This window comes from Pseudomonas sp. M1, from assembly GCF_022760135.1.
Classification (GTDB): Bacteria; Pseudomonadota; Gammaproteobacteria; order Pseudomonadales; family Pseudomonadaceae; genus Pseudomonas; species Pseudomonas citronellolis.
In genome coordinates, this window is the sequence record NZ_CP094343.1 from 5,255,774 (window position 1) to 5,276,418 (window position 20,645).

20 protein-coding genes are annotated in these 20,645 nt (G+C 68.6%); 9 read left to right on the forward strand and 11 right to left on the reverse strand.

Translation table 11 applies throughout. From position 1 onward, the window contains the following. Positions 1–87 precede the first annotated feature (87 nt). Positions 88–552 carry a glycine zipper 2TM domain-containing protein gene (locus PM1_RS23115; RefSeq protein WP_009620666.1) on the reverse strand — a complete coding sequence of 155 codons (465 nt, stop codon included), beginning with the start codon at positions 550–552 and terminating at the stop codon, positions 88–90. Between the two features lie 185 nt (positions 553–737). Between PM1_RS23115 and PM1_RS23120 the strand changes: the two genes are divergently transcribed. Beyond that, positions 738–974, forward strand: a complete 237-nt coding sequence (locus PM1_RS23120) for a hypothetical protein (protein ID WP_009620668.1) — start codon at positions 738–740, stop codon at positions 972–974. Here PM1_RS23120 and PM1_RS23125 read toward each other — a convergent pair. The 6 genes from PM1_RS23125 to dinG form a co-directional block, all read right to left on the reverse strand. Continuing rightward, entirely contained in the window at positions 959–2,098 is a 1,140-nt protein-coding gene (locus tag PM1_RS23125; RefSeq protein WP_009620670.1) for a glycerate kinase, read from the reverse strand. The two genes, PM1_RS23120 and PM1_RS23125, sit on opposite strands and share 16 nt — an antisense overlap. Positions 2,099–2,500: 402 nt before the next feature. Beyond that, positions 2,501–3,148 carry a pyridoxamine 5'-phosphate oxidase gene (gene pdxH, locus PM1_RS23130; protein ID WP_009620672.1) on the reverse strand — a complete coding sequence of 216 codons (648 nt, stop codon included), beginning with the start codon at positions 3,146–3,148 and terminating at the stop codon, positions 2,501–2,503. An 83-nt stretch (positions 3,149–3,231) separates the two neighbouring features. Further along, positions 3,232–4,020, reverse strand: coding sequence for an OmpA family protein (locus tag PM1_RS23135; RefSeq protein ID WP_009620673.1), 789 nt, complete (start codon positions 4,018–4,020; stop codon positions 3,232–3,234). 264 nt (positions 4,021–4,284) lie between these two features. Beyond that, complete coding sequence (locus tag PM1_RS23140; RefSeq protein ID WP_009620675.1) at positions 4,285–5,430, reverse strand: serine hydrolase domain-containing protein; 1,146 nt, start codon at positions 5,428–5,430, stop codon at positions 4,285–4,287. Positions 5,431–5,537: 107 nt separating this feature from the next. After that, positions 5,538–7,826: a beta-galactosidase gene (locus tag PM1_RS23145; protein WP_009620677.1), complete on the reverse strand. Its 2,289-nt coding sequence runs from the start codon at positions 7,824–7,826 to the stop codon at positions 5,538–5,540. An 85-nt stretch (positions 7,827–7,911) separates the two neighbouring features. Then, positions 7,912–10,056, reverse strand: coding sequence for an ATP-dependent DNA helicase DinG (gene dinG / locus PM1_RS23150; RefSeq protein ID WP_009620679.1), 2,145 nt, complete (start codon positions 10,054–10,056; stop codon positions 7,912–7,914). A gap of 387 nt (positions 10,057–10,443) precedes the next feature. Between dinG and PM1_RS23155 the strand changes: the two genes are divergently transcribed. Next, positions 10,444–10,908 (forward strand): CopD family protein, encoded by a 465-nt coding sequence (locus tag PM1_RS23155; RefSeq protein ID WP_009620681.1) that lies wholly within the window; start codon positions 10,444–10,446, stop codon positions 10,906–10,908. A 65-nt stretch (positions 10,909–10,973) separates the two neighbouring features. Here PM1_RS23155 and PM1_RS23160 read toward each other — a convergent pair whose 3' ends face one another. The 3 genes from PM1_RS23160 to PM1_RS23170 form a co-directional block, all read right to left on the reverse strand. Beyond that, positions 10,974–11,738 carry a hypothetical protein gene (locus PM1_RS23160; protein ID WP_009620683.1) on the reverse strand — a complete coding sequence of 255 codons (765 nt, stop codon included), beginning with the start codon at positions 11,736–11,738 and terminating at the stop codon, positions 10,974–10,976. Further along, positions 11,731–12,006, reverse strand: a complete 276-nt coding sequence (locus PM1_RS23165; protein ID WP_009620685.1) for a DUF1145 domain-containing protein — start codon at positions 12,004–12,006, stop codon at positions 11,731–11,733. Before PM1_RS23165 ends, PM1_RS23160 begins: the two co-directional genes overlap by 8 nt. Positions 12,007–12,126: 120 nt before the next feature. Continuing rightward, on the reverse strand, positions 12,127–12,759 hold the full coding sequence (locus PM1_RS23170; RefSeq protein WP_009620687.1) for an OmpA family protein: 633 nt from the start codon (positions 12,757–12,759) through the stop codon (positions 12,127–12,129). A 140-nt stretch (positions 12,760–12,899) separates the two neighbouring features. On the opposite strand from PM1_RS23170, the gene PM1_RS23175 reads away from it, so the two are divergent. The 3 genes from PM1_RS23175 (at position 12,900) to PM1_RS23185 (ending at position 14,738) form a co-directional block, all read left to right on the forward strand. Continuing rightward, the gene (locus PM1_RS23175; protein ID WP_009620689.1) at positions 12,900–13,388 is read left to right on the forward strand and encodes a DUF6231 family protein; all 489 of its coding nucleotides are present in this window, start codon (positions 12,900–12,902) and stop codon (positions 13,386–13,388) included. Positions 13,389–13,390: 2 nt separating this feature from the next. Continuing rightward, positions 13,391–13,864 carry a YchJ family protein gene (locus PM1_RS23180; RefSeq protein ID WP_009620691.1) on the forward strand — a complete coding sequence of 158 codons (474 nt, stop codon included), beginning with the start codon at positions 13,391–13,393 and terminating at the stop codon, positions 13,862–13,864. Between the two features lie 247 nt (positions 13,865–14,111). Continuing rightward, a complete protein-coding gene (locus PM1_RS23185) occupies positions 14,112–14,738 on the forward strand; it encodes a trimeric intracellular cation channel family protein (protein WP_009620693.1) in 627 nt (208 codons plus the stop codon). A 4-nt stretch (positions 14,739–14,742) separates the two neighbouring features. Here the strand turns inward: PM1_RS23185 and PM1_RS23190 are convergent, their stop codons facing one another. Beyond that, positions 14,743–15,291: a hypothetical protein gene (locus PM1_RS23190; protein WP_009620695.1), complete on the reverse strand. Its 549-nt coding sequence runs from the start codon at positions 15,289–15,291 to the stop codon at positions 14,743–14,745. A 125-nt stretch (positions 15,292–15,416) separates the two neighbouring features. Here PM1_RS23190 and PM1_RS23195 point away from each other — a divergent pair, with 125 nt between their 5' ends. From PM1_RS23195 to PM1_RS23210, 4 genes are all read left to right on the forward strand, one after another. Continuing rightward, positions 15,417–15,902, forward strand: a complete 486-nt coding sequence (locus PM1_RS23195) for an LEA type 2 family protein (RefSeq protein ID WP_009620697.1) — start codon at positions 15,417–15,419, stop codon at positions 15,900–15,902. 7 nt (positions 15,903–15,909) lie between these two features. Then, complete coding sequence (locus PM1_RS23200; protein ID WP_009620699.1) at positions 15,910–16,101, forward strand: SEC-C metal-binding domain-containing protein; 192 nt, start codon at positions 15,910–15,912, stop codon at positions 16,099–16,101. A gap of 876 nt (positions 16,102–16,977) precedes the next feature. Then, complete coding sequence (locus tag PM1_RS23205; RefSeq protein WP_009620700.1) at positions 16,978–19,521, forward strand: penicillin acylase family protein; 2,544 nt, start codon at positions 16,978–16,980, stop codon at positions 19,519–19,521. A gap of 326 nt (positions 19,522–19,847) precedes the next feature. Then, positions 19,848–20,627, forward strand: a complete 780-nt coding sequence (locus PM1_RS23210) for an ABC transporter substrate-binding protein (RefSeq protein ID WP_009620702.1) — start codon at positions 19,848–19,850, stop codon at positions 20,625–20,627. The last annotated feature ends 18 nt before the right edge of the window (positions 20,628–20,645 follow it).

The window sequence follows — 20,645 nt, forward strand, 5'->3', positions numbered from 1 at the left end:
AAGCGCTACCCGGAAACGATAGCGCGCGACACCGGAAACCGGTGTCGCGCGCCAGGAACCGCCGCCCGGGTGGGCGGAGCGGGCCGATCAGTGGGAAACGCGGCTGGTGCCGTTGACGGTCAGGATGCGCACGCGCTCGCCGACGCGGAAGATGGCGCCCTGGTCGACTTCCTGCACGTAGGCGCGGGAGCTGCCGTCGTCTTCGCGGACGGTGATCTCCACGCCCTGGGTGCGCGTCAGGCCCTCTTCGGTGGCCGCGCCCAGCAGGCCGCCGGCCACGGCGCCGATGATGGCGGTCACGTAGCTGCCCTTGCCGCCACCGATGGCGCTGCCGCCGATGCCGCCCACGGCGGCGCCCGCCGCGGCGCCGATCGGCGTCTTGGTGCCCTCGATCTTCACCGGACGCAGGGCTTCGATGGTGCCCCAGCGCACGTTCTGCACGGTGCGGGCCTCGTCACGGCTGTAGGTGTCGCCGGTCAGGCTGGACTGGCAGCCGCCGAGGGCCAGGGCCACTGCAGTGAAACCGGCGAGCAGGAAGGCGGATTTACGCATACGGGAACCTCCGGATAGATATGTGAATATTAGACTCTGCCGCGCCACTTGCTGTCACGCCGGCCAGGTCAAAGTTTTCGTTCGATTCAGCCGCCGTACAGCTTCGTCCTACAGCTGCGGCAAAAGCGCGCGTTCATTCCCCCATCCCGCCTGGGGTAAGGTCAGCATCCCCACGAGGAAGGCCCATGGACTACTTCATCATCGTCGTCACCACCGCCGCCGGCCTGTACTTCCACTGGTGGCTGTTCGTGCGCATCCGCCGCTGGATGGACCGCGACCTGGCGCTGTCGCTGGCCGGCGACGACCCGCACAAGCGCGAGTACCTGCTGCAGTGCCTGCAACTGGCCCGCGACGAAGGCGTGTCGCGCAGCGAGCTGCCGGCCTGGCTACAGCGCGCCGCCGACGACTACCGCGCCGGCTGAGCCAGGCTCCACAGCCGCGCCAGCTCCTCGGCGCGCGCCTCCAGTTCACCCGCGGCGCCGGCCATGGCCTCGGCCAGGCTGATCGGCCCCGGGACCAGGCTGAAGGCCGCGGCGATGCCCGCCTCGTGCAGGCGGCCATAGCCCTTGCCCAGGCTGCCGGCCAGGGCGATCAACGGAACCCCTGCCTCCCGTGCCAGCCGAGCCACGCCGATGGGCGTCTTGCCGTGCAGGCTCTGCTCGTCCAGGCGGCCCTCGCCGGTGATCGCCAGGTCCGCGCCCTGCAGCGCCTCGGCCAGGCCGGAAACCTCGGCCACCAACTCCACGCCCGGGCGGAAGCGCGCCCTGAGGAAGGCCCGCGCGGCGAAGCCCAGGCCACCCGCCGCGCCCACACCGGGGAACAGGCTGTGATCCTGGCCGAGGGTGCGCGCGGCGACTTCGGCGTAGCGCGCCAACGCGGCATCGAGCTGGCGGACCTGCTCGGGGCTGGCGCCCTTCTGCGGGCCGAATACCGCCGAGGCGCCGTGTTCGCCGCACAGCGGATTGTTCACGTCGGCGGCGACTTCCACTTCGACCCCGGCCAGGCGCGGGTCCAGGCCAGCCAGGTCGATCGCGTGCAGTCCGGCCAGCGCCGCGCCACCGTCGCCCAGGGGCTCGCCGCGTTCGTCGAGGAAGCGCACGCCCAGCGCCTGCAGCAGGCCCATGCCGCCGTCGTTGGTGGCGCTGCCGCCGAGCCCGAGGATGATCTTGCGCGCGCCGGCGTCCAGCGCCGCGCGGATCAGCTCGCCGGTGCCGTAGCTGGTGGTGCGGGTGGCGTCGCGCTGCTGCGGGGCGACCCAGTGCAGACCGCTGGCGGCGGCCATCTCGATCACCGCGGCGCCCTCCTCCAGCCAGCCCCAATGGGCCTGTACCGACGCGCCCAATGGCCCGCGCACCGCACATTCGCGGCGCTCGCCGCCGGTGGCCGCCAGCACCGCATCCACGGTGCCCTCGCCGCCATCGGCCATGGGCCGCAGCAATATCTCGTCGAGCGGCCGCGCCCGCGACCAGCCCCGCGCGATGGCGGCGGCGACCTCGGGGGCGGACAGGCTTTCCTTGAAGGAGTCGGGGGCGATGACGAGTTTCATGGGTGGGTCCGTGGGCAAGGCGAGAGGAGGAATCCTACACCGCATTACCCAGGGTTTCCCCGTAGGGCGCATAACGCCTACGGCGTTATCCGCCGCTTGACCTTGGCCGTATCCCACTCGGACTCATGCCGGAGCGCTCTTCGTAGGATCGAGGGGGACGCCTAGCTCTTGCTCGCGAATGAGCCCCGCAGCGGAGTCTGTTCGCGAGCAAGCTCGCTCCTACGAGAAGCCGTGCCCGCCGGGCCCTGCCCGCGAATCGCGCGCAGGGCGCGCTCCTACATGGAGGGGCGCGGAGCTTTGTACGAGCCGCCGTAGGATGGCGTTGAGCGAAGCGATACCCATCACCGTGACCGCATGGGTTTCGCAAGCTCAACCCATCCTACGAAAAGCACCGTGCGGGGATCAGGGCGCCAGGCGCTCGCGCTGCCAGGCGCCGTCCACCAGGCGGTAGTTCAGGCGGTCGTGCAGGCGGCTCGGGCGGCCCTGCCAGAATTCGATGCGCTGCGGCAGCAGGCGGTAGCCGCCCCAGTGGTCAGGGCAGTGCGGGGCGACGTCCATGAAGCGCTTCTCGGTTTCCGCCAGCATCCGCTCCAGCTCCTCGCGGCTGCCGATCACCCGGCTCTGCGGCGAAGCCCAGGCGCCCAGGCGGCTGCCCAGCGGGCGCACGCGGTAGTAGGCGTCGGACTCTTCCGGCGAGACCTTCTCCACCCGGCCTTCGATGCGCACCTGGCGCTCCAGGGCCGGCCAGAAGAAGGTCATGGCCGCGCGCGGGTTGGCCGCGAGCTGGTCGCCCTTGGCGCTGTCGTAGTTGCTGAAGAAGGTGAAGCCGCGGTCATCCAGCCCCTTGAGCAGGAGCACCCGGCAGTGCGGTTGGCCGTCGGTATCCACCGTGGCCAGGGTCATGGCGTTGGGTTCGACCGGCAACTGCTCGGTCTTCACCGCGTCCTCGAACCATTGCTGGAACAGCACGAAGGGCTCCGCGGGCGCCTGGGCCTCGTTGAGTCCGTCCCGGGTGTATTCGCGGCGCATGTCGGCCAGGGTCTGGGCCATCGTCGTCTCCTCGAAAAAGCCAGTGCATTAGCTTAACCAGTGGTAGCCGAGATTGCTTGACCGGCGACAAGCGCCGCGCTGCTTCAGTTGCTCTGGGCCAGGGCCAGCAGGCCGCCACGCGGGGTCAGCATGACTTCGACGCGGCGGTTCTTGGCGCGGCCGGCCTTGGTCTTGTCGTCGGCGACCGGTTGCGCGTCGCCCACGCCCTTGTAGCGCAGGCGGTCGTTGCCCAGGCCACTCAGGCGGAAGATCGCGGCGATGGCCACGGCGCGCTGCTGGCTGACCTTGTCGTTGGCCGCCTTGTCGCCGCTGCTGTCGCTGTGGCCGAGGATGAACACGCCGGCCTGCGGGTCCTTCTCGACGATCTTGGCGACGTTGGCCAGCGGCGCCAGGGTGATCGGCAGCAACAGTTCCTGGCGCTTGGGATTGAAGGAGCCGTCCACCGGCGCGGTCAGCACCAGGGCGTTGTCGCGGCGTTCGACGCTGAACTTGCTGCCGGCCACGGCGGCGCGCACGGCAGCTTCGTGCTGGTCCAGCCAGGCCTTGGTGTCCTGGGCGCTGGGCGCGGCCACCGGGTTTTCCGCCTTGGCCTGGGCCGAGGCGGAATCGCCGAAGGGCCACCACCAGTGGCCGCCGGCGGACTTGTCGGTGGCCGCATCCACCTGGGCCACCACCGGCTTGGGCGCCACCGCGGGGGCCTTGGCCTCGGCCTGGGCGCTGGCTGCGCTGTTACCGAACGGCCACCACCAGTGGTTGCCGCCGTCGGCCTTGGCCTGGCTGGGCGCCGGCGCGGCGGCGTCCTGGGACTGGAAGTGGCTGCAGGCACCGAGGGTGACGCAGAGGGTCAGGGTGGAAAGCTTGAGCAGTCTCATGGGCGGAATTCCATTGGACGGTCTTGGGCAACAGGGACGGACACAAGTTAATGTCGCGAATCAAGATTCGAACATAACTTACTAAGGGAAATGGGTATTTTGCTCTTCAACTGACGAGCGGTGGAACCCCGGCCGTAGCAGCGGGGGAAAAACCGCGGCGAACCACGGCGCGGTTTCCCCATGAAGTCGCCATTCGAGCGGAGCCGCGGCGGAAGGTTCCGCCGCTTCGTCGGCCAGGCGCTGCGCGGCGTCTGGCCCGGGCGCCTACAGGCAGTCGCCGGCGATGCGCGCCAGCTTCTGCGCGCGCGGGTCCATCAGCACGTAGGGGCCGAGGGTGTTAGTGACGAAGCCGAAGGCCAGGCTGCGCTCGGGGTCGGCGAAGCCCACCGAGCCACCGGCGCCGGGGTGGCCGAAGGCCTGCGGGCCGAGGCCGTAGGTGGCGTTGGCCAGTTCCGGCTGGTCGAGCATGCAGCCCAGGCCGAAGCGGGTGCCGGTGAGCAGGGTGCGGTCCTCGCCGCGGGCGTGCTCGCAGGTCAGCTCGGCGAGCAGCGCGGCATCCAGCAGCTTGCCCTGCAGCAGGCCGTCGTAGAAACCGGCCAGGGCGCGGGCATTGCCGTGGCCGTTGGCGGCCGGCTGCTGCATGCGCCGCCACTCGGGCTTGTTGGTGCTGGTGAGGATCGACGGCGGGTTGGTGAAGGCGCGGGTAGTCAGCGCGTTCGGCTCGCTCATCATTGTGCGCAGCAGGCGCTGCGCCGCGGCGTCGCCGAGGTTGCCCTTGGCCCGGGCGATGTGCGCCACGCGCGGGAACTCGGCGTCGTCCAGGCCGATGTGGAAGTCCAGGCCCAGGGGCCTGGCGGTGCGCTCGACGATGGCGGCGCCGGGCTCGCGGCCATCCACCCGGCGGATCACCTCGCCGATCAGCCAGCCGTAGGTGATGGGCGCGTAGCCGTGCTCGCTGTCCGGCGTCCACCAGGGCGTTTCGGCGGCCAGCGCGGCGGTCATCGCCTGCCAGTCGTACAGCGCCTCGGCGGGCAGCATCTCGTGCAGCGCCGGCAGCCCGGCGCGGTGGCAGAGCAACTGGCGCACGGTGATGGCCTGCTTGCCGGCGGCGGCGAACTCCGGCCAGTAGCGCGCCACCGGGGCGTCCAGTTCCAGGCGGCCCTCGCCCACCAGTTGCAGGGCGGCCACCGCGGCGAAGGTCTTGGTGCAGGAGAACAGGTTGAGGATGGTGTCGGCCTGCCAGGCCTGGCCTTCGTCCTTGCCGGCGTTGCCGGCCCAGAGGTCCACCAGGGTCTCGCCGCCGACCTGGATGCACAGCGCGGCGCCTCGCTCCTGCGGGTCCTCGAAGAGCGCGGCGAAGGCGTCGGCTACGGGGGTGAAGCGGCTGTCGCAATGGCCTTGCAGGGTCATGGGGCACTCCGGGCTGTGGGCGAAAGACGCATTCTTCCAGCCCCCTGCCGGCTTGTGAACCCGACCAGGGTAGGGCCGCGGCCATCATGGTCGCGGCGAATGCCGCTCTATTGCACCGCTGGCGCGTCCGGCGCGGCGCTGGCGGTAGCGTCCGGATCGACCCGCGGGGTGGGCGCCTCGGGCGCCGCCTTGGCGGCGGCGCGGGCCTCCTCCAGCATGGTCTTCATCACCTGCTGGTTGCCCTTGCGCACCGCGTCGATGAAGCCGGCGAACGGCAGGTCGGTGATGCCGACCAGGCCGATGTGGCCGTTCTCGCCGTCGAGCAGGCGGCCGCTGGCGGGCTGGTCGAGGTACTGGAACCAGTGCGCGCCGACGATCTGCGGGTCCTTCACCGCGGCGGCGAGGAACTGCTGGTAGCGCTCGCCGCGCTGCTGCTCGTTGTACACCTCGGAAACCCCGCCCCAGAACGGGCCGCGGTCGCGGGAGCCGAAGTGGAACTCGCTGATCAGCACCGGCTTGTCGAGGCTGCGCACGTAGGCGGCGTCGTAGCCCTGCTGCGGCGTCGGTGCGTAGAGGTTGAAGCTCAGTAGGTCGCAATACTGCGCGCAGGAGGCCAGCGCCTCGGGGGTGTTCACCGCAAAGCGCCCGCCCAGCAGCAGGTGGTTGGGGTCGTGCCAGCTGAGGGAGTCGCGCAGGGTCTTGAAGTACTGGTCGGCGTACAGGCGCAGGAAGGCGCTGTAGTCCTGCTCGATGGCCGGGTGCTCGGCCTGCACTTCGGGGGCCTGGTAGCCCGGCGCGTCCAGGTCTTCCCAGGCGCCCAGCTCGACGCCCCAGGCTGCGGCCAGGGCCTCGTGCTCGTGGTACTTGTCCTTGAGCTGCTTGATGAAGGCGCGCTTGGCCGGGCTGTCGGTGGACAGCGCCAGGGTGCCGAAGGCCAGGGCGTAGCGGTTGCGCGGCTCGCTGCCCTGCCCGGCCCAGGCCAGTTCGTTGTCGGCGTAGTAGCCGAGCAGCCAGGGGTCTTCGCGGTGGTCGCGGGTGGCGATGGCGATGGCGCGCTCGGCGGCCATGGCGAATTTCGGGTCGAAGGGGTCGGGCATGGCGCCCCACCAGTCGTAGCCGGTGCTGACCGTGGCGTAGTCGCCGCCGATGGCCAGCGGCAGGCTGTAGGGTATCCGCGAGGCGCCGGCGAAGGCCGGCTGGCTCCAGTTGCCCAGGCCGTTGAAGCCCCAGGCGTCGAGGCGCGCCAGGGTGCGCTCCAGCCAGGCGTCGGCGGCCGGCTGGCCGCTCAGCCCGCCCGTGGCGCGGTAGCGGTTGGCGGCGTAGAAGTCGTACCAGCGGCCGTGGCCGAAGGCCCTGCCCTGCTGGGCGCCGACGCCGTCGCGGTCGTCGCTCTGGCCGTAGAAGTCGGCCAGCGGCTCGCCCTCGGCGGGCAGCTCGGCGAACATGTATTCGCGGCCTTCGACGTAGGTCTGGCTGCTTTCGCTGTTCACCGTGTTCACGCCCAGGGACCAGTACGGGTGCCCGTCCGGCGTCACCAGCCACCAGCGGCCGTTGCGCTTCTCCGTGCGGAAGAAGCCGGTGGCCTGGAAGTCCGGGCCTTCCAGCAGGCCGCCGAAGGTGTCGGTGGGCTGCGCCTGGGCCTGCCATTTCTTCAGTTGCTCGCCCTCGGCCTTCCAGGCATTGGCCAGTTGCTCGACGCTCCTGACCTTCTCCGGCCAGTCGCTGCGGGTCGACTGGCCATAGGCGTCGATGATGCCGGTGTAGGCCTTGCGCAGCTCGTCGCCGCCGGAACGGGTGCCGAAGCGGCCGACGAGGATGTCCTGGGCCGCCTTCGGGGCGTTCAGGTAGATGCGCACCGCGCCGACCTTGTTGCGCTGCAGCTCGCCGGTGACCACCGGGGCGATGAGCACGCGCTGGCCGTCGAGGCTCATCGGCATCGGCACCCCGGCGCGCATGCCGAACAGCTGCGGCGCGGTGGCCTGCAGCGGCACCAGCAGGGTCTGCGCCGGGCCGGCGGGTAGCGCGACGCTGGCGTGCAAGCCGGGCGTGCCGTCGAGGTTGTCGATGTCGATCTCCAGGGTCAGCGCCCAGTCCATGGCGCTCTGGATGCGCAGGCTCATGGCGTCGGCCCGCGACCAGTCCCAGCTGCCGCCGGCGGGCTTGAGGGTCAGAGTGGGGCGCGCCGCCGGATGGAACTTCACCCGCCGCAGGATCTCGCCCTCGGGCGTGGCCTCGGCGGTGGAGCTGGGCAGGTCGGCATCCTGCAGGCCGACGCTGACCACCGCCATCGGCTTGACGAAGTTGAACAGGACGTCCTCGCTGGGTGCGGCCCACAGCGGGGCGCAGGCGAGGCTCAGGCTGAACAGCAGGGGCAGATGCCAACGGAGTGAACGCATGCAACCTTGTCCTTGGGGCGGCGCCGGGCGCCACCGGGATTTGCGACCTGGGACGGCGCGCCGCCCCTGTTACGGATGCCGCGCCTTAGGCGATCTCGCGGCGGAACGGCGGCAGCGCGTTGAGGATGGCCTTGCCGTAGCGCTGCGTCACCACACGGCGGTCCAGCAGGCTGATGGTGCCGCGGTCCTGCTCGGTGCGCAGCAGGCGCCCGCAGGCCTGCACCAGGCGCAGCGAGGCGTCGGGCACGGCGATCTCCATGAAGGGGTTGCCGCCGCGCGCCTCGATCCACTCCGAGAGCGCCGCTTCCACCGGGTCGTCCGGCACCGCGAAGGGAATCTTGGCGATCACCACGTGCTCGCAGTAGGCCCCCGGCAGGTCGACGCCCTCGGCGAAGCTGGCCAGGCCGAAGAGCACGCTGGGCTCGCCGTCGTCGACGCGGGCCTTGTGCTTGTTGAGGGTCTCCAGCTTGGACAGGTTGCCCTGGATCAGCACGCGCTTGCGCCAGTCGCGCTCCAGGCCGTCGAACACGTCCTGCATCTGCCGCCGCGAGGCGAACAGCACCAGGGTGCCGCGGGCGCCCTCGACCATGGCCGGCAGCTCGCGGACGATGGCCGCGGTGTGGGCGGCGGCGTCGCGCGGGTCGGCCTTCAGGTCCGGCACCCGCAGCAGGCCGGCATCGGCGTGGTGGAAGGGGCTGGGCACCACGGCGGTGACCGCCGCGCGCGGCAGGCCGGCGCGCATGCGGTAGCGGTCGAAGGTACCCAGGGCGGTCAGGGTGGCGGAGGTCACCAGCACGCCGTAGGCCACGTTCCACAGGTTGCGGCGCAGGGTCTCGGCGGCGAGGATCGGGCTGGCGTTGGCCTCGATGTCGTAGAAGCTGCCGCTTTCGGCGAGGGTCAGCCAGCGCGCCATGGGCGGGCTGTCCTGCGGGTCCTCACAGGTGAAGGCGGTCCACAGTTCCCAGTTGCCCTGGGCGCGCGACAACAGGCTGCCGAACAGCGGGTACCACTCCTCGGCCTGGTAGCTGGCGACACCGGCGGTGCCCTCGCCGTCCATGGCCTGCTTGAGCAGTTCGGTGAGGCGGGTGAAGAGGTCGGTGAGTTTGGAAAAACCCTTCTTCAGCTCGATGCCCATCTCGCGGATGTGCTCGGGGACCACCCCGCCCACGAAGCGGTGGCGCGGGCGCTCGCGGCCTTCCATATCCTCGCCGGCACGGAAGTCGCCGATCTCCTCGCAGGCGGTGAACATGAACTGCTGCTGGGTGCGCAGCTCGCGGGCCAGCTCCGGCACCTGCTCGATCAGCCGGCCGAGGTCGCCGGGCAGCGGGTTCTGCGCCAGCAGCTTGGTCAGGTTCTTTTCCACCTGCCCCAGCCAGTCGGCGGTGGCGCGCAGACGGGTGAAGTGGGCGAAGTGGCCGATGGCCTTGTCCGGCAGGTGGTGGCCTTCGTCGAAGACGTAGAGGGTCTCGCGCGGGTCCGGCAGGATGGCGCCGCCGCCCAGGGCCAGGTCGGCCAGCACCAGGTCGTGGTTGGTGACGATGACGTCGACCTTGGTCATGCCCTCGCGCGCCTTGTAGAAGGCGCACTGCTGGAAGTTCGGGCAATGCCGGTTGGTGCACTGGCTGTGGTCGGTGGTCAGCTGCGCCCAGTGGGCGTCCTCGATGGCCTCGGGCCAGGAGTCGCGGTCGCCGTCCCAGCGGTTGCCGGCCAGGCGCTCGATCATCTGGTTGAACAGCTTACTGCCGCTCTCGTCGACGTCGATGCGGAAGCCTTCTTCCTCGAACAGCTGGGCCGTGGCGTTCTGCGCCTGGCCCTCCTGCAGCAGGTGGTCGAGCTTGGACAGGCACAGGTAGCGGCCTCGGCCCTTGGCCAGGGCGAAGCTGAAGGCCAGGCCACTGTTGCGCAGCAGGTCGGGCAGGTCCTTGTGGACGATCTGCTCCTGCAGCGCCACCGTGGCGGTGGCGATCACCAGGCGCTTGCCGGCGGCCTTGGCGCAGGCGATGGCGGCCAGGCTGTAGGCCACGGTCTTGCCGGTGCCGGTGCCGGCCTCCACGGCCACCACCGCGGGCTCGCCGCTGCGCTGGCCTTCCTCGTCGGTCTCGATGGTGCCCAGGACCTTGGCCACTTCGGCGATCATCAGGCGCTGGCCGTAGCGCGGCTTGAGTTCCTTGGCTTCCAGGAAGCGCGTGTAGGCGCCCTGGATGGTGGCCTTGAGTTCGTTGCTGAGCATGGAATTCCCGGGCATGCGGGACTGTCCATCGGGACATGTCCGGATGCTGGATAAATTTTCAGTGGTAGCAGGGTCTGTTGGCGTTTTGTCACGACCGCGACGGAGCCATTTTTTGCGTGGGGCAAGGCGCGAGGAGAGCGGTTTGGTCATTCCAAATGAACGACGAGTAACGCGGCACCACGCAAAAAAGGGCCCGTCCCTTCGGGTTGCGCGGCAAATGGCGCCATGCGTCGTTGCGGGACTTGCCAAGGGAACGCCATTGCCTGCGTCCCGCGCCTAGCCTGGCGCCATTTGTCGCTGCAACGCGGCTCGCGACAAAACGTCAACAGACCCTGTGGGGCGGCTATGATAGCGCGCTTATTTTCAACCGCCAGCGGAGATCGCCGAATGACCGCCTTTGCCCCCGTCTATGCCCTGCACGTCCTGGCCGCCCTGGTCTGGGTCGGAGGGATGTTCTTCGCCTGGACGATCCTCCGTCCGGCGGCCGTCGCCGCGCTGGATGCGCCGGCGCGGCTGAAGCTGTGGGCCGAGGTGTTCCGGCGCTTCTTCGTGTGGGTCTGGGTGGCGGTGCTGGCGCTGCCGGTGACTGGTATCGGCATGTTGCAGCTGAGTTTCAACGGCGTGGCCGGCGCGCCGCGCTACGTGCAGGTGATGATGGGGCTGTACGTGGCGATGCTGGCGCTGTTCCTGCGCGTGCAGGCGCTGCAGTTGCCGGAGCTGCGCCGCGCCATCGAGGCGTCCGACTGGCCCGCCGGCGGCGCGGTGCTGGGACGCATCCGCCGCACCGTGGGCGGCAACCTGCTGCTGGGCCTGGCGCTGGTGGCGATAGTCGCCGCGCGCCCGCACTGGTGAGCCTTGGCGCGGGCCGCGGGGCCCGCGCCGGTTTCAGTCAGAAGCGCGGCTAACTCAGAAGCAAGTCAGAAACGCACCACATCCAGACGGCCCTGGGCACCGCTGGGGCCGGGCTTGCCGGCGTTGCCGTCGTGGCCGGCCTTGCCGCCGTCCACCGAGTACAGCAGGCAGCCCTTCTCGCCACTGCGCGCGCCGGCCTTGCCCGGCTTGCCCGGGGCACCGCCGGCGCCGCCTTCCAGGCGCACCTTGACCAGTTCCACGGGGAATTGCTGGGGCACTTCCAGGCGCACCACGCCGCCGGCGCCACCGGTCTGGCCGTCGCCGGCGTCCTGGCCGTCGCCGCCCTGTTCCGCGCCGCCCCACAGGCAGCCGCCGCTGCGCGCGTGGGCGCCGTCGAGGCCGTCGTAGCCCGGCGCGCCGACGCCGCCGCGCACGTCGACCAGCAGGTTCTCCACCTGCACGTCCTGCAGGCGCAGGGTCAGGGTGCGGCCGGCGCTGGCCGGACGATGGAAGCTGCCGGAAGCGCCCTGGGCGGCGATCACGCTGCCATCGGCGAGGTGCCCGCGGGCCACCTCGATGCGCAGCGGCTGCTCGCCGGGGAACACGCCGAGGCGGGCGTTCTTCTGCAGGTCGAGTTCGTCGATGTGCAGCACCTTCACCCGCGACGGGATCAGCAGCGCGCCGCCCTCCGCCACGCGGACGTGTTCCAGGCTCAGGGACTCGCCCTTCACCGGCAGGCGCAGCACGGTATTGGCCTCCACCTGCACCGAAGCGGCGCTGGCGGCCTCGATCGGCGCCAGCAGCATCAGGCCCAGCAGCAGCTTACGCATGGCCGCCCTCCTTGGCCGGTGCCGGCAGCGAGAGGAAATGGAAGATGCCGAACAGCAGGACCTGGATGCGGTCCAGCCAGGGGGACGAACGCCCCTTCAGGCGTGCGCCGAGCGCCAGCAGTTCAACGATGTGGATCAGCAGGATGAGGCCCCCGGCGACCTTCAGCAGGGTCGCGAACGGATGGGCGAAGGGATGCAGCAGATTGGCCAGCACCGCCAGCCAGAACAACAGGGCAACCAGCTTGCCCAGCCCCACAAAAGCCTTCATGTAGATGCTCCCCCGGTTTCTTGTGCCGGCACCATACTCCGGAGGCGGTGACGATTTCCATAGGCGGCGGAAACACGAAAGGGGCGCATAGGCCCCTTTCGCTTCAGCACGCGCCGGGTGTCACTGGCGCTTGATCAGGATTTCCACGCGACGGTTTTCCGCGCGGCCTTCCTTGGTCTTGTTGTCGGCGACCGGTTTGCTTTCGCCGTAGCCTTCCACCGACTTGATGCTGCTGGCAGGCACGCCGGCATCCACCAGGTAGTTGGCCACCGCGTGGGCGCGGCGATCGGACAGTTTCTGGTTGTAGGCGTCGGTGCCGACGCTGTCGGTGTGGCCGGAGATATCCAGCGTGGTGGTGGAGGCTTCCTCTTTCAGGCGGGTGGCGATGGTGTCGAGCTTGTCCTTGTCACGGTTGTCGATCTTCGACGAGTCGAAGGCGAAGTGCAGGTCCCTGACAACGATGGTCTCTTCCTTCGGCAGCGGTGCCGGAGCCGGTTCGGGAGCCGGTGCGGGCGGCGGCGCCTCGACCACCTTCTCGCCTTCGCCATGCACCCAGCAGTAGGACGCGCCGAGCACGCCGCCGATCAGCGCGCCCCAGCCCGCCCAGGCACTGCTTTCGATGGAGCCCAGGCCAGCGCCCCCTACACCACCGACCAATGCGCAGGTCGGCCAGTCGGACTTCTGCAACCCTGCGCACCCGGTGAGCAGCGTGCTTACCAGCAGCAGGGGTAAAGCGGTCCTTTTGATGCTCATATATCAGTCTCTCCTGTGAGATGGGTCTGAACCGACAATTACCGAGTAAAGACGGCGATGCACGAATACGCCAGCACTAGGCCATGAAGGGGTTCACAGGCTAGTCTCTGCGCATTCCGAACGAGAGTTTCCGCACACCGATGATTTCCGATCGCACGCCCCAGCAGGCGCTGGCCGCCCTGCTCGACCGCTACGCCCCGCAACGCCTGCTGCTGGTAGGCGCCAGCGGCATTCCCGCCGTGGAAGCCTTCCGCCAGGCCCACCCCGATTGCCAGGTGCACGGCGCCGCCGCGGGCGAGCTGCCGGCGGAACTGGCGGCGCAGCGTTACGACCTGGCGCTGCTGGCCGACTGCCTGGAACACCTGGAGCGCCGCGCGGCGCTGCAACTGGTCGGCGGCATCCGCAACCTCAACAGCAGCCGCGTCGCCGTGCTGGTCGACCTGGCCGAAGCCGGCGTCGCCGAAATCGACTTCTACGCCCTGGGCATGCAGGCCAGCGAACGCTTCCAGCGCGACGATCAGACACTCACGCTGTTCACCTACGATCTGCGTGAATACAAGCAGGTCCCGGATTGGCTGAACGCCAAGTTCTGGGCCAACCCGGAAAACTTCGGCAAGTACTGGTGGTGACCATGACCGAGCCCTGCTGCCCCTGTGGAAGCGGCCTGTCCCTGGCGGACTGCTGCGGCCGCCTGCACGCCGGCCAGCCGGCGCCCACCGCCGAGGCGCTGATGCGTTCGCGCTACAGCGCCTACGCCCTGGGCCTGGTGGACTACCTGCGCGACACCACGCTGCCGGCCCAGCAGCCCGGCCTGGACCTGGAGGCCATCCGCGCCTGGAGCCTGGGCAGCACCTGGCTGGGCCTGGAGGTGGAAAGCCACGAGGTGCTCGGCGGCACGCCCGAGCATGCCCGCGTCACCTTCACCGCGCGCTGGCACGACGCCAACGGCGAGCACAGCCACCGCGAATGCTCCGGCTTCGTCCAGCGCGACGGCCGCTGGTATTTCCTCGACTCGACGGTGCCGCTCAAGCTGGGCCGCAACGATCCCTGCCCGTGCGGCGCCGGCGGCAAGCTGAAGAAATGCTGCGGGCCGTGGATCGGTTGACACGGCGGACGCACCGGGGCGTGCCTCGTAGGATGGGTTGAGCGAAGCGATACCCATGCGGCCATGGTGATGGGTATCGCAAGCTCAACCCATCCTACGTCAGCGTTTCTCTTGCACCGGTAGCCGGCGGCCTTCCGGCGGGCGTGGATAGCAAAGGATTCATTGCCACCAAAAAGGGACACCGCATGCACCCATTGGGTGCATCGGGCCCATCGGCTAGAATGCGCGCTTTTCCGCGGGCCCCGCCATGCTGCTGACCACCCTCTACATCATCGCCATCATCGCCGAGGCCATGACCGGCGCGCTTTCGGCCGGGCGCCGCAGCATGGACCTGTTCGGCGTGGTGCTGGTGGCCTGCGTCACCGCCCTGGGCGGCGGCTCGATGCGCGACATGCTGCTGGGGCACTACCCGCTGACCTGGGTGCGCCACCCGGAATACCTGGCGCTCACCGCCGGCGCCGCGCTGGTCACGGTGTTCATCGCGCCGCTGATGCGCCACCTGCGCTCGCTGTTCCTGGTGCTCGACGCCATCGGCCTGGTGGCCTTCACCCTGATCGGCTGCCAGGTCGGCCTGGAGATGGGCCACAGCCTGCTGATCGCCGCGGTTAGCGGGGTGATCACCGGGGTGTTCGGCGGCATCCTGCGCGACATCTTCTGCAACGACGTGCCGCTGATCTTCCGCCGCGAGCTGTACGCCAGCGTGTCCTTCGCCAGCGCCTGGTGCTACCTGATCTGCATCCAGCTGGAGCTGCCCAACGAGCAGGCCATGCTGATCACCCTGTTCGCCGGCTTCCTGTTCCGCCTGCTGGCGATCCGTTTCCACTGGGAAATGCCCAAGTTCGTCTACAAGGACGATCCCCAGCAGAACGGCTGAGCGCTCAGTCGGCCAGCTTCAGATGGCTGGTGTCGGGCGCCGGCGCGGCGGGGTCCGCCTTGGCCTGGCCCATGTCGCTGCCCACCGGGGCCAGGCTGAACTGGCTGAGGTCGACCTGCGGCGCGCGCGGCTCGGCCTTGTCGTCCTGCAGGTCGGCGCCCACCGGGGCCAGGCCGAAGTCCGGCGCGTCCACCTCGGCGAAGGCCGCCATGTACTCGTCGCGCGGGGCCACCTTCAGCCGTCCCGGCGTAGCCGCGGCCGGTGCCGGGGTAGGAGCGGGTTCGGCGGCGGGCGGCGGGGCCAGTTCGATCTCCTCCACCGCGGGGGCCATGTCCACCACCTCGACGCGCGCGCCGGCCCGTTCCAGAGCGGCTCGGTACTTGTCGGCGGCGGTGGCGTCGAGGTTATTCTTCAGCACCAGGCGGCGGCCGGAAAACAGCAGGGCGATGCGTTGCGCATCGGCCTGGAACAGCTTGGCCAGGTTGGCCTTCACCGCTTCCGGATCGGCGCCTGGAAGCGTCTGACCGGAAAAGACGATTTCGTAACGGCTCATCCATCACACTCCTGTGTTCTCCCGTCTGCCGACGGGCGGCCCAGTATGGGACAACTTCTTTTAACGCAACAACAACTTGCGGCCAAGCAGCCGCTTGGTACACTGGGACGTCTTGGGGGATTGAAATGAATTATCAGGCGCAAACGATAAGAATTATCAGCCTAGTCTGGATTTTCGCGCTCCTCTCCGGTTGCAGCTGGATGACCGGTAGCTTCGAAAGCCCCGACGTGAAGCTGATGAAAGTGGACGTGGTGAAAGCCCGCCTGCTAGAGCAACAGTTCACACTGCACTTCCGTATCGACAACCCGAACGACTTCAGCCTGCCGGTGCGCGGCCTGGCCTACAAGGTCAAGCTGAACGACGTCGACCTGGCCGAAGGCGAATCCAGCGTCTGGTTCACCGTGCCCGCCAATGGCCGGCAGTTCTTCGAGGTACCGGTGCAGACCAACCTCTGGCGGCACATGAAGTACATCGTCAAGCTGCTGGAAGACCCGGACAAGCCGATCCGCTACAGCCTCGAAGGCGACGTGAAGACCGGCCTGCTGTTCGGCCGCACCGTGCATATCGCGCGCAATGGCGAGATAATCCCCGGCGATTTCATCCCGGAGTGAGGCACCCATGAGCCAGGAACCCCATGTACATGGTCCCGACTGCAACCACGACCATGATCATGACCATCACCACCACGTGCACGGCCCGCACTGCAACCACAGCCACGAGCCGGTGCGTAATCCGCTGAAGGACGTTGGCCGCAACGATCCGTGCCCCTGTGGCAGCGGCGCCAAGTTCAAGAAGTGCCACGGCGCCTGAGGCGGGTGGGCTAGGTGAGAACGCCGTTTCTTCCGTGAGGGGAAACGGCGTTTTCGTTTCCGGCGGGCACAAAAACCCCCTGTAGGAGCAATCCGCTCCCACGAGGGAAATGCCATGCCTCCCCGGTGATCGTAGTGCCGACTGCGCCAAGGCGCTCTTCGTAGGATGGGTTGAGCCTCGGCGAAACCCATGCGGTCGTGGTGATGGGTATCGCTTCGCTCAACACCATCCTACGCGGCGTCGTATTTGCCGGAGGGCGTAGGAGCAACTGTCTTACCGGCGGCGCCGAGGCGCTCTTCGTAGGATGGGTTGAGCCTTGGCGAAACCCATGCGGTCGTGGTGATGGGTATCGCTTCGCTCAACACCATCCTACGCGGCGTCGTATTTGCCGGAGGGCGTAGGAACAACTGTCTTACCGGCGGCGCCGAGGCGCTCTTCGTAGGATGGGTTGAGCCTTGGCGAAACCCATGCGGTCGTGGTGATGGGTATCGCTTCGCTCAACGCCATCCTACGCGGCGTCGTATTTGCCGGAGGGCGTAGGAACAACTGTCTTGCCGGCGGCGCCGAGGCGCGCCTCAACGGATGGGTTGAGCCTCGGCGAAACCCATGCGGTCGTGGTGATGGGTATCGCTTCGCTCAACACCATCCTACGGGGCCTTGTGTGCCGGTGAGGTAGGAGCGGACTCCGTCCGCGATTGGATTCACCGGCCACGCCGGACGCCCCGGCGGCACGAACACCCGTTCTCGCGAACATCCCCGACGCACCCTCCCGAACCACCCACACCCCGCGAATTCCCTGCCCCCGCGGCTTGCGCGAAGGTGCGCGGCTCTCTAACGTAGCGGCTTTCCGCAAGCCCTGTGCAGGAGCACGCTTCCATGGCCTCGCGAGCCTTCCGCCCGCTTCCCCGACTCGGCCTCGCCGCCACCCTCAGCGCCGCCGTCAGCCTGACAGGCTGTCAGACCTGGCTGAACGACCGCTACGCCGACAGCCTGCCGCCCACCTCCGGCGTGCAGCCGATCAAGGGCCTGGCCGAAAGCGTGTCGGTGCGCCGCAATGCCCTGGGCATGCCGCTGATCGAGACCAGCACCTTCCACGACGCGCTTTTCGCCATGGGCTACGTGCATGCCAGCGACCGCATCGGCCAGATGGTCGGCCTGCGCCTGATGGCCCAGGGGCGGCTGTCGGAGATGGTCGGCCCGGGCGCCCTGGAGATCGACCGCTTCATGCGCACGGTCAACCTCAGGCAGGCCGCCAATGCCCTCTACGCCGGCTCCTCGCCGCGCCTGAAGCGTTTCTTCGAAACCTACGCGCGCGGCGTCAACGCCTACCTGTTCCGCTACCGCGACAAGTTGCCGATGGACGTCGCCGAGTCCGGCTACCGCCCGGAATACTGGAAACCCGAGGATTCGGCGCTGGTCTTCGCCCTGCTCAACTTCGGCCTGGCGGTGAACCTGCAGGAGGAACTGGATTCGCTGGTGCTCGCGCAGAAGGTCGGCGCCGGGAAGCTCGCCTGGCTCACGCCCATCTACCCCGACGAGGAACTGCCCTTCGCCGAGGCCGACAAGCTCAAGGGCCTGAACCTCGCCGGGCAGATTCCCGGCCTGGCCGAGGTCGGTGGCGCCGCCGAGGCCGTGGCCGGGCTGCAGATGCTCGGCGTGGCCGCCTCCAACAACTGGGCCATCGCCCCGCAGCGCAGCCGCAGCGGCAAGAGCCTGCTGGCCAACGACACCCATCTGCCGCTGTCGATGCCGTCGATCTGGAACTTCATGCAGATCCGCTCGCCGAAGTACAGCGCCGCCGGCGTCACCATCGCCGGCGTGCCCGGCGTGGTGGCCGGCTTCAACGGCAAGCTGGCCTGGGGCATGACCATGGTCATGGGCGACAACCAGGACGTCTTCCTCGAACAAGTACGGCGCCAGGGCGGCAAGCTCTACTACCTGGCCGACGGCCAGTGGAAGCCGGCCAGCGAGCGCGTCGAGACCTTCTTCATCAAGGGCCAGCGCCCGGTGCGCGAGACCCTCTACGAAACCCGCCACGGCCCGCTGCTCAACAGCGCCCTGCTCGGCGCGAAGAAGAACGACCTGCAGCCGCTGCCGATGAGCAGCAGCTACGGCCTGGCCTACCAGAGCATCCAGGCGGTGTCGGACAAGAGCCTGGACGCCTTCTTCGACCTGTCCCGGGCCAAGAGCGTCGAGCAGGCCTTCGATGCCACCCGCGAAGTCCGCGCCATGCCGCTGAACATCGTATTCGCCGACGAGAAGCACATCGGCTGGCAGGTCACCGGGCGCTTCCCCAACCGCAAGGACGGCCGCGGCCTGCTGCCCTCCCCCGGCTGGGACGGGCGCTACGACTGGGACGGCTATGCCGACCCGATCCTCCACCCCTCCGACCAGGACCCGCAGCAGGGCTGGCTGGGCACCGCCAACAACCGCACCGTGCAGCCCGGCTACGGCGCGCAGCTGTCCAGCTCCTGGTACTACCCCGAACGCGCCGAGCGCATCGCCCAGTTGGCCAACGCCAGCAACCGCCACGACGCGCGCAGCATGATCGCCATGCAGTACGACCAGAGCACGCCCTTCGCCGCCAAGCTGCAGGGCATGCTCGACGCGCCCGGCATGGCCGCGCCGCTGAAGCAGGCGATCCAGGCGCTGCCCGAGGGCCAGCGCGAGCGCGCCCGCGAGGCCCTGGACCGGCTGATGGCCTTCGACGGCAAGCTATCCGCCAACTCCGCCGACGCCGCCCTCTACGAAGCCTTCCTGCAGGAAAGCGCGAAGCAGATCTTCCTCGACGAACTCGGCCCGGAAGACAGCCCGGCCTGGAAGGCCTTCGTGCAGAACGCCGACCTCTCCTACTCGGCCCAGGCCGACCACCTGCTGGGCCGCGACGACAGCCCCTTCTGGGACGACGTGAAAACGCCGCAGAAGGAAGACAAGCCAGCCATCCTCGCGCGCAGCCTGGCCGCCGCCACCGCCTTCTGCGAGCAGAAGCTCGGCGCCGACCGCCATGCCTGGCAGTGGGGCAAGCTGCACACCTACAACTGGGTCAGCGACGGCACCAAGATGGCGCCCTACCTGGACGCCGGACAGCGCGCCGGCCTGGGCGCCATCAAGGGCTACCTGGACCGCGGCCCCTACCCGGCCGGCGGCGACCACAGCACGCTGAACGTTTCTGCCTACAACTGGGGCCAGAACTTCGACACCTGGCTGATCCCGGCCATGCGCATCGTCGTCGACTTCGGCCAGAGCGAGCCCATGCTCGGCGTCAACAGCAGCGGCCAGTCCGGCAACCCGGCCAGCCCGCACTACGCCGACGGCATCGACGCCTGGCTGAAGGGCGACTACATGAGCTTCCCGTTCCAGAGCCAGAACCTCGACCGCGTCTACGGCAGCAAGCGCCTGACCCTCGTCCCGCAGAAATGAGCGCGCGGCGCGGAACTTCCGCCGCGCCGGCGGGTCGGATCTGTCGACTTACTCCATGATCATCTTCAAGGCACCCTCGGGTGCCTTTCTTTTTTGCTGCCCACGCCACAACCGGCGCACCAGGCTGTTACCGAAAACCCCGCCTCCTCGCCCCGTCATGGGGCATCCCTTCCCCGACCGGCTGCTATACCTGTCGTAGGAACGCGCCTGTCGTCCGTCTCCTACCGCCGAGGCCCGTGGTTGCGCCTCTGGTTCGAAACTTGCTGTCACATTGATGTTATGCCTTTGGTTCCACTGCTTGAATCAACCACCAAGGATTCCAACCGATGAAAAAAGCATGGCTGACCCTCTCCGCCCTGGTGCTGCTGGCTGGCGCCGGAGCTTTGCAGGCCAAGGAATGGAAAGAAATCCGCTTCGCCACCGACCCGTCCTACGCGCCCTTCGAATCCAAGGCGCCTGACGGCAGCCTGGTCGGCTTCGACATCGATCTGGGCAACGCCATCTGCGAGCACCTGAAGGTCAAGTGCGTGTGGATGGCCAACGACTTCGACGGCATGATCCCGGGCCTGAAGGCTCGCAAGTTCGATGGCGTGATCTCCTCGATGACCGTCACCGAGGCGCGCCAGAAGGAAATCGACTTCAGCGACAAGCTGTTCACCAGCCCCACCGCGATGATCAGCAAGAAGGGCTCGGGCCTGGAGGCCACCGCCGCATCGCTCAAGGGCAAGACCGTCGGCGTCGAGCAGGGCACCATCCAGGAAACCTTCGCCAAGGCCAAGCTGGAGCCGGCCGGGGTCAACGTGAAGAGCTACCAGAACCAGGACCAGGTCTACGCCGACCTGGTGTCCGGGCGCCTGGACGTCTCGCTGCAGGACATGCTGCAGGCCGAGCAGGGCTTCCTCACCACCGACCAGGGCAAGGGCTTCGAGATCAGCAAGCCGGTGCATGACCCGCTGATGCCGGCCGACATCGCCATCGGCATCAAGAAGGGCAACAACGAACTGCGCGAGATGATCAACAAGGGCATCAAGGCGATCCACGCCGACGGCACCTACGACAAGCTGCAGAAGAAATACTTCGGCGATATCGACATCTACAACGACTGACCCGCGCCACCGCACCCG

What these genes read in the sequence shown, in the direction of transcription:
- pdxH (WP_009620672.1), bottom strand. Translation starts at nt 3,148, where the DNA reads ATGGCCCAGACCCTGGCCGACATGCGCCGCGAATACACCCGGGACGGA.
- PM1_RS23165 (WP_009620685.1), bottom strand. Translation starts at nt 12,006, where the DNA reads ATGAAGGCTTTTGTGGGGCTGGGCAAGCTGGTTGCCCTGTTGTTCTGG.
- PM1_RS23175 (WP_009620689.1), top strand. Translation starts at nt 12,900, where the DNA reads ATGATTTCCGATCGCACGCCCCAGCAGGCGCTGGCCGCCCTGCTCGAC.
- PM1_RS23160 (WP_009620683.1), bottom strand. Translation starts at nt 11,738, where the DNA reads ATGCGTAAGCTGCTGCTGGGCCTGATGCTGCTGGCGCCGATCGAGGCC.
- PM1_RS23120 (WP_009620668.1), top strand. Translation starts at nt 738, where the DNA reads ATGGACTACTTCATCATCGTCGTCACCACCGCCGCCGGCCTGTACTTC.
- PM1_RS23135 (WP_009620673.1), bottom strand. Translation starts at nt 4,020, where the DNA reads ATGAGACTGCTCAAGCTTTCCACCCTGACCCTCTGCGTCACCCTCGGT.
- PM1_RS23205 (WP_009620700.1), top strand. Translation starts at nt 16,978, where the DNA reads ATGGCCTCGCGAGCCTTCCGCCCGCTTCCCCGACTCGGCCTCGCCGCC.
- PM1_RS23145 (WP_009620677.1), bottom strand. Translation starts at nt 7,826, where the DNA reads ATGCGTTCACTCCGTTGGCATCTGCCCCTGCTGTTCAGCCTGAGCCTC.
- PM1_RS23140 (WP_009620675.1), bottom strand. Translation starts at nt 5,430, where the DNA reads ATGACCCTGCAAGGCCATTGCGACAGCCGCTTCACCCCCGTAGCCGAC.
- PM1_RS23115 (WP_009620666.1), bottom strand. Translation starts at nt 552, where the DNA reads ATGCGTAAATCCGCCTTCCTGCTCGCCGGTTTCACTGCAGTGGCCCTG.
- dinG (WP_009620679.1), bottom strand. Translation starts at nt 10,056, where the DNA reads ATGCTCAGCAACGAACTCAAGGCCACCATCCAGGGCGCCTACACGCGC.
- PM1_RS23170 (WP_009620687.1), bottom strand. Translation starts at nt 12,759, where the DNA reads ATGAGCATCAAAAGGACCGCTTTACCCCTGCTGCTGGTAAGCACGCTG.
- PM1_RS23180 (WP_009620691.1), top strand. Translation starts at nt 13,391, where the DNA reads ATGACCGAGCCCTGCTGCCCCTGTGGAAGCGGCCTGTCCCTGGCGGAC.
- PM1_RS23195 (WP_009620697.1), top strand. Translation starts at nt 15,417, where the DNA reads ATGAATTATCAGGCGCAAACGATAAGAATTATCAGCCTAGTCTGGATT.
- PM1_RS23200 (WP_009620699.1), top strand. Translation starts at nt 15,910, where the DNA reads ATGAGCCAGGAACCCCATGTACATGGTCCCGACTGCAACCACGACCAT.
- PM1_RS23155 (WP_009620681.1), top strand. Translation starts at nt 10,444, where the DNA reads ATGACCGCCTTTGCCCCCGTCTATGCCCTGCACGTCCTGGCCGCCCTG.
- PM1_RS23185 (WP_009620693.1), top strand. Translation starts at nt 14,112, where the DNA reads ATGCTGCTGACCACCCTCTACATCATCGCCATCATCGCCGAGGCCATG.
- PM1_RS23125 (WP_009620670.1), bottom strand. Translation starts at nt 2,098, where the DNA reads ATGAAACTCGTCATCGCCCCCGACTCCTTCAAGGAAAGCCTGTCCGCC.
- PM1_RS23210 (WP_009620702.1), top strand. Translation starts at nt 19,848, where the DNA reads ATGAAAAAAGCATGGCTGACCCTCTCCGCCCTGGTGCTGCTGGCTGGC.
- PM1_RS23190 (WP_009620695.1), bottom strand. Translation starts at nt 15,291, where the DNA reads ATGAGCCGTTACGAAATCGTCTTTTCCGGTCAGACGCTTCCAGGCGCC.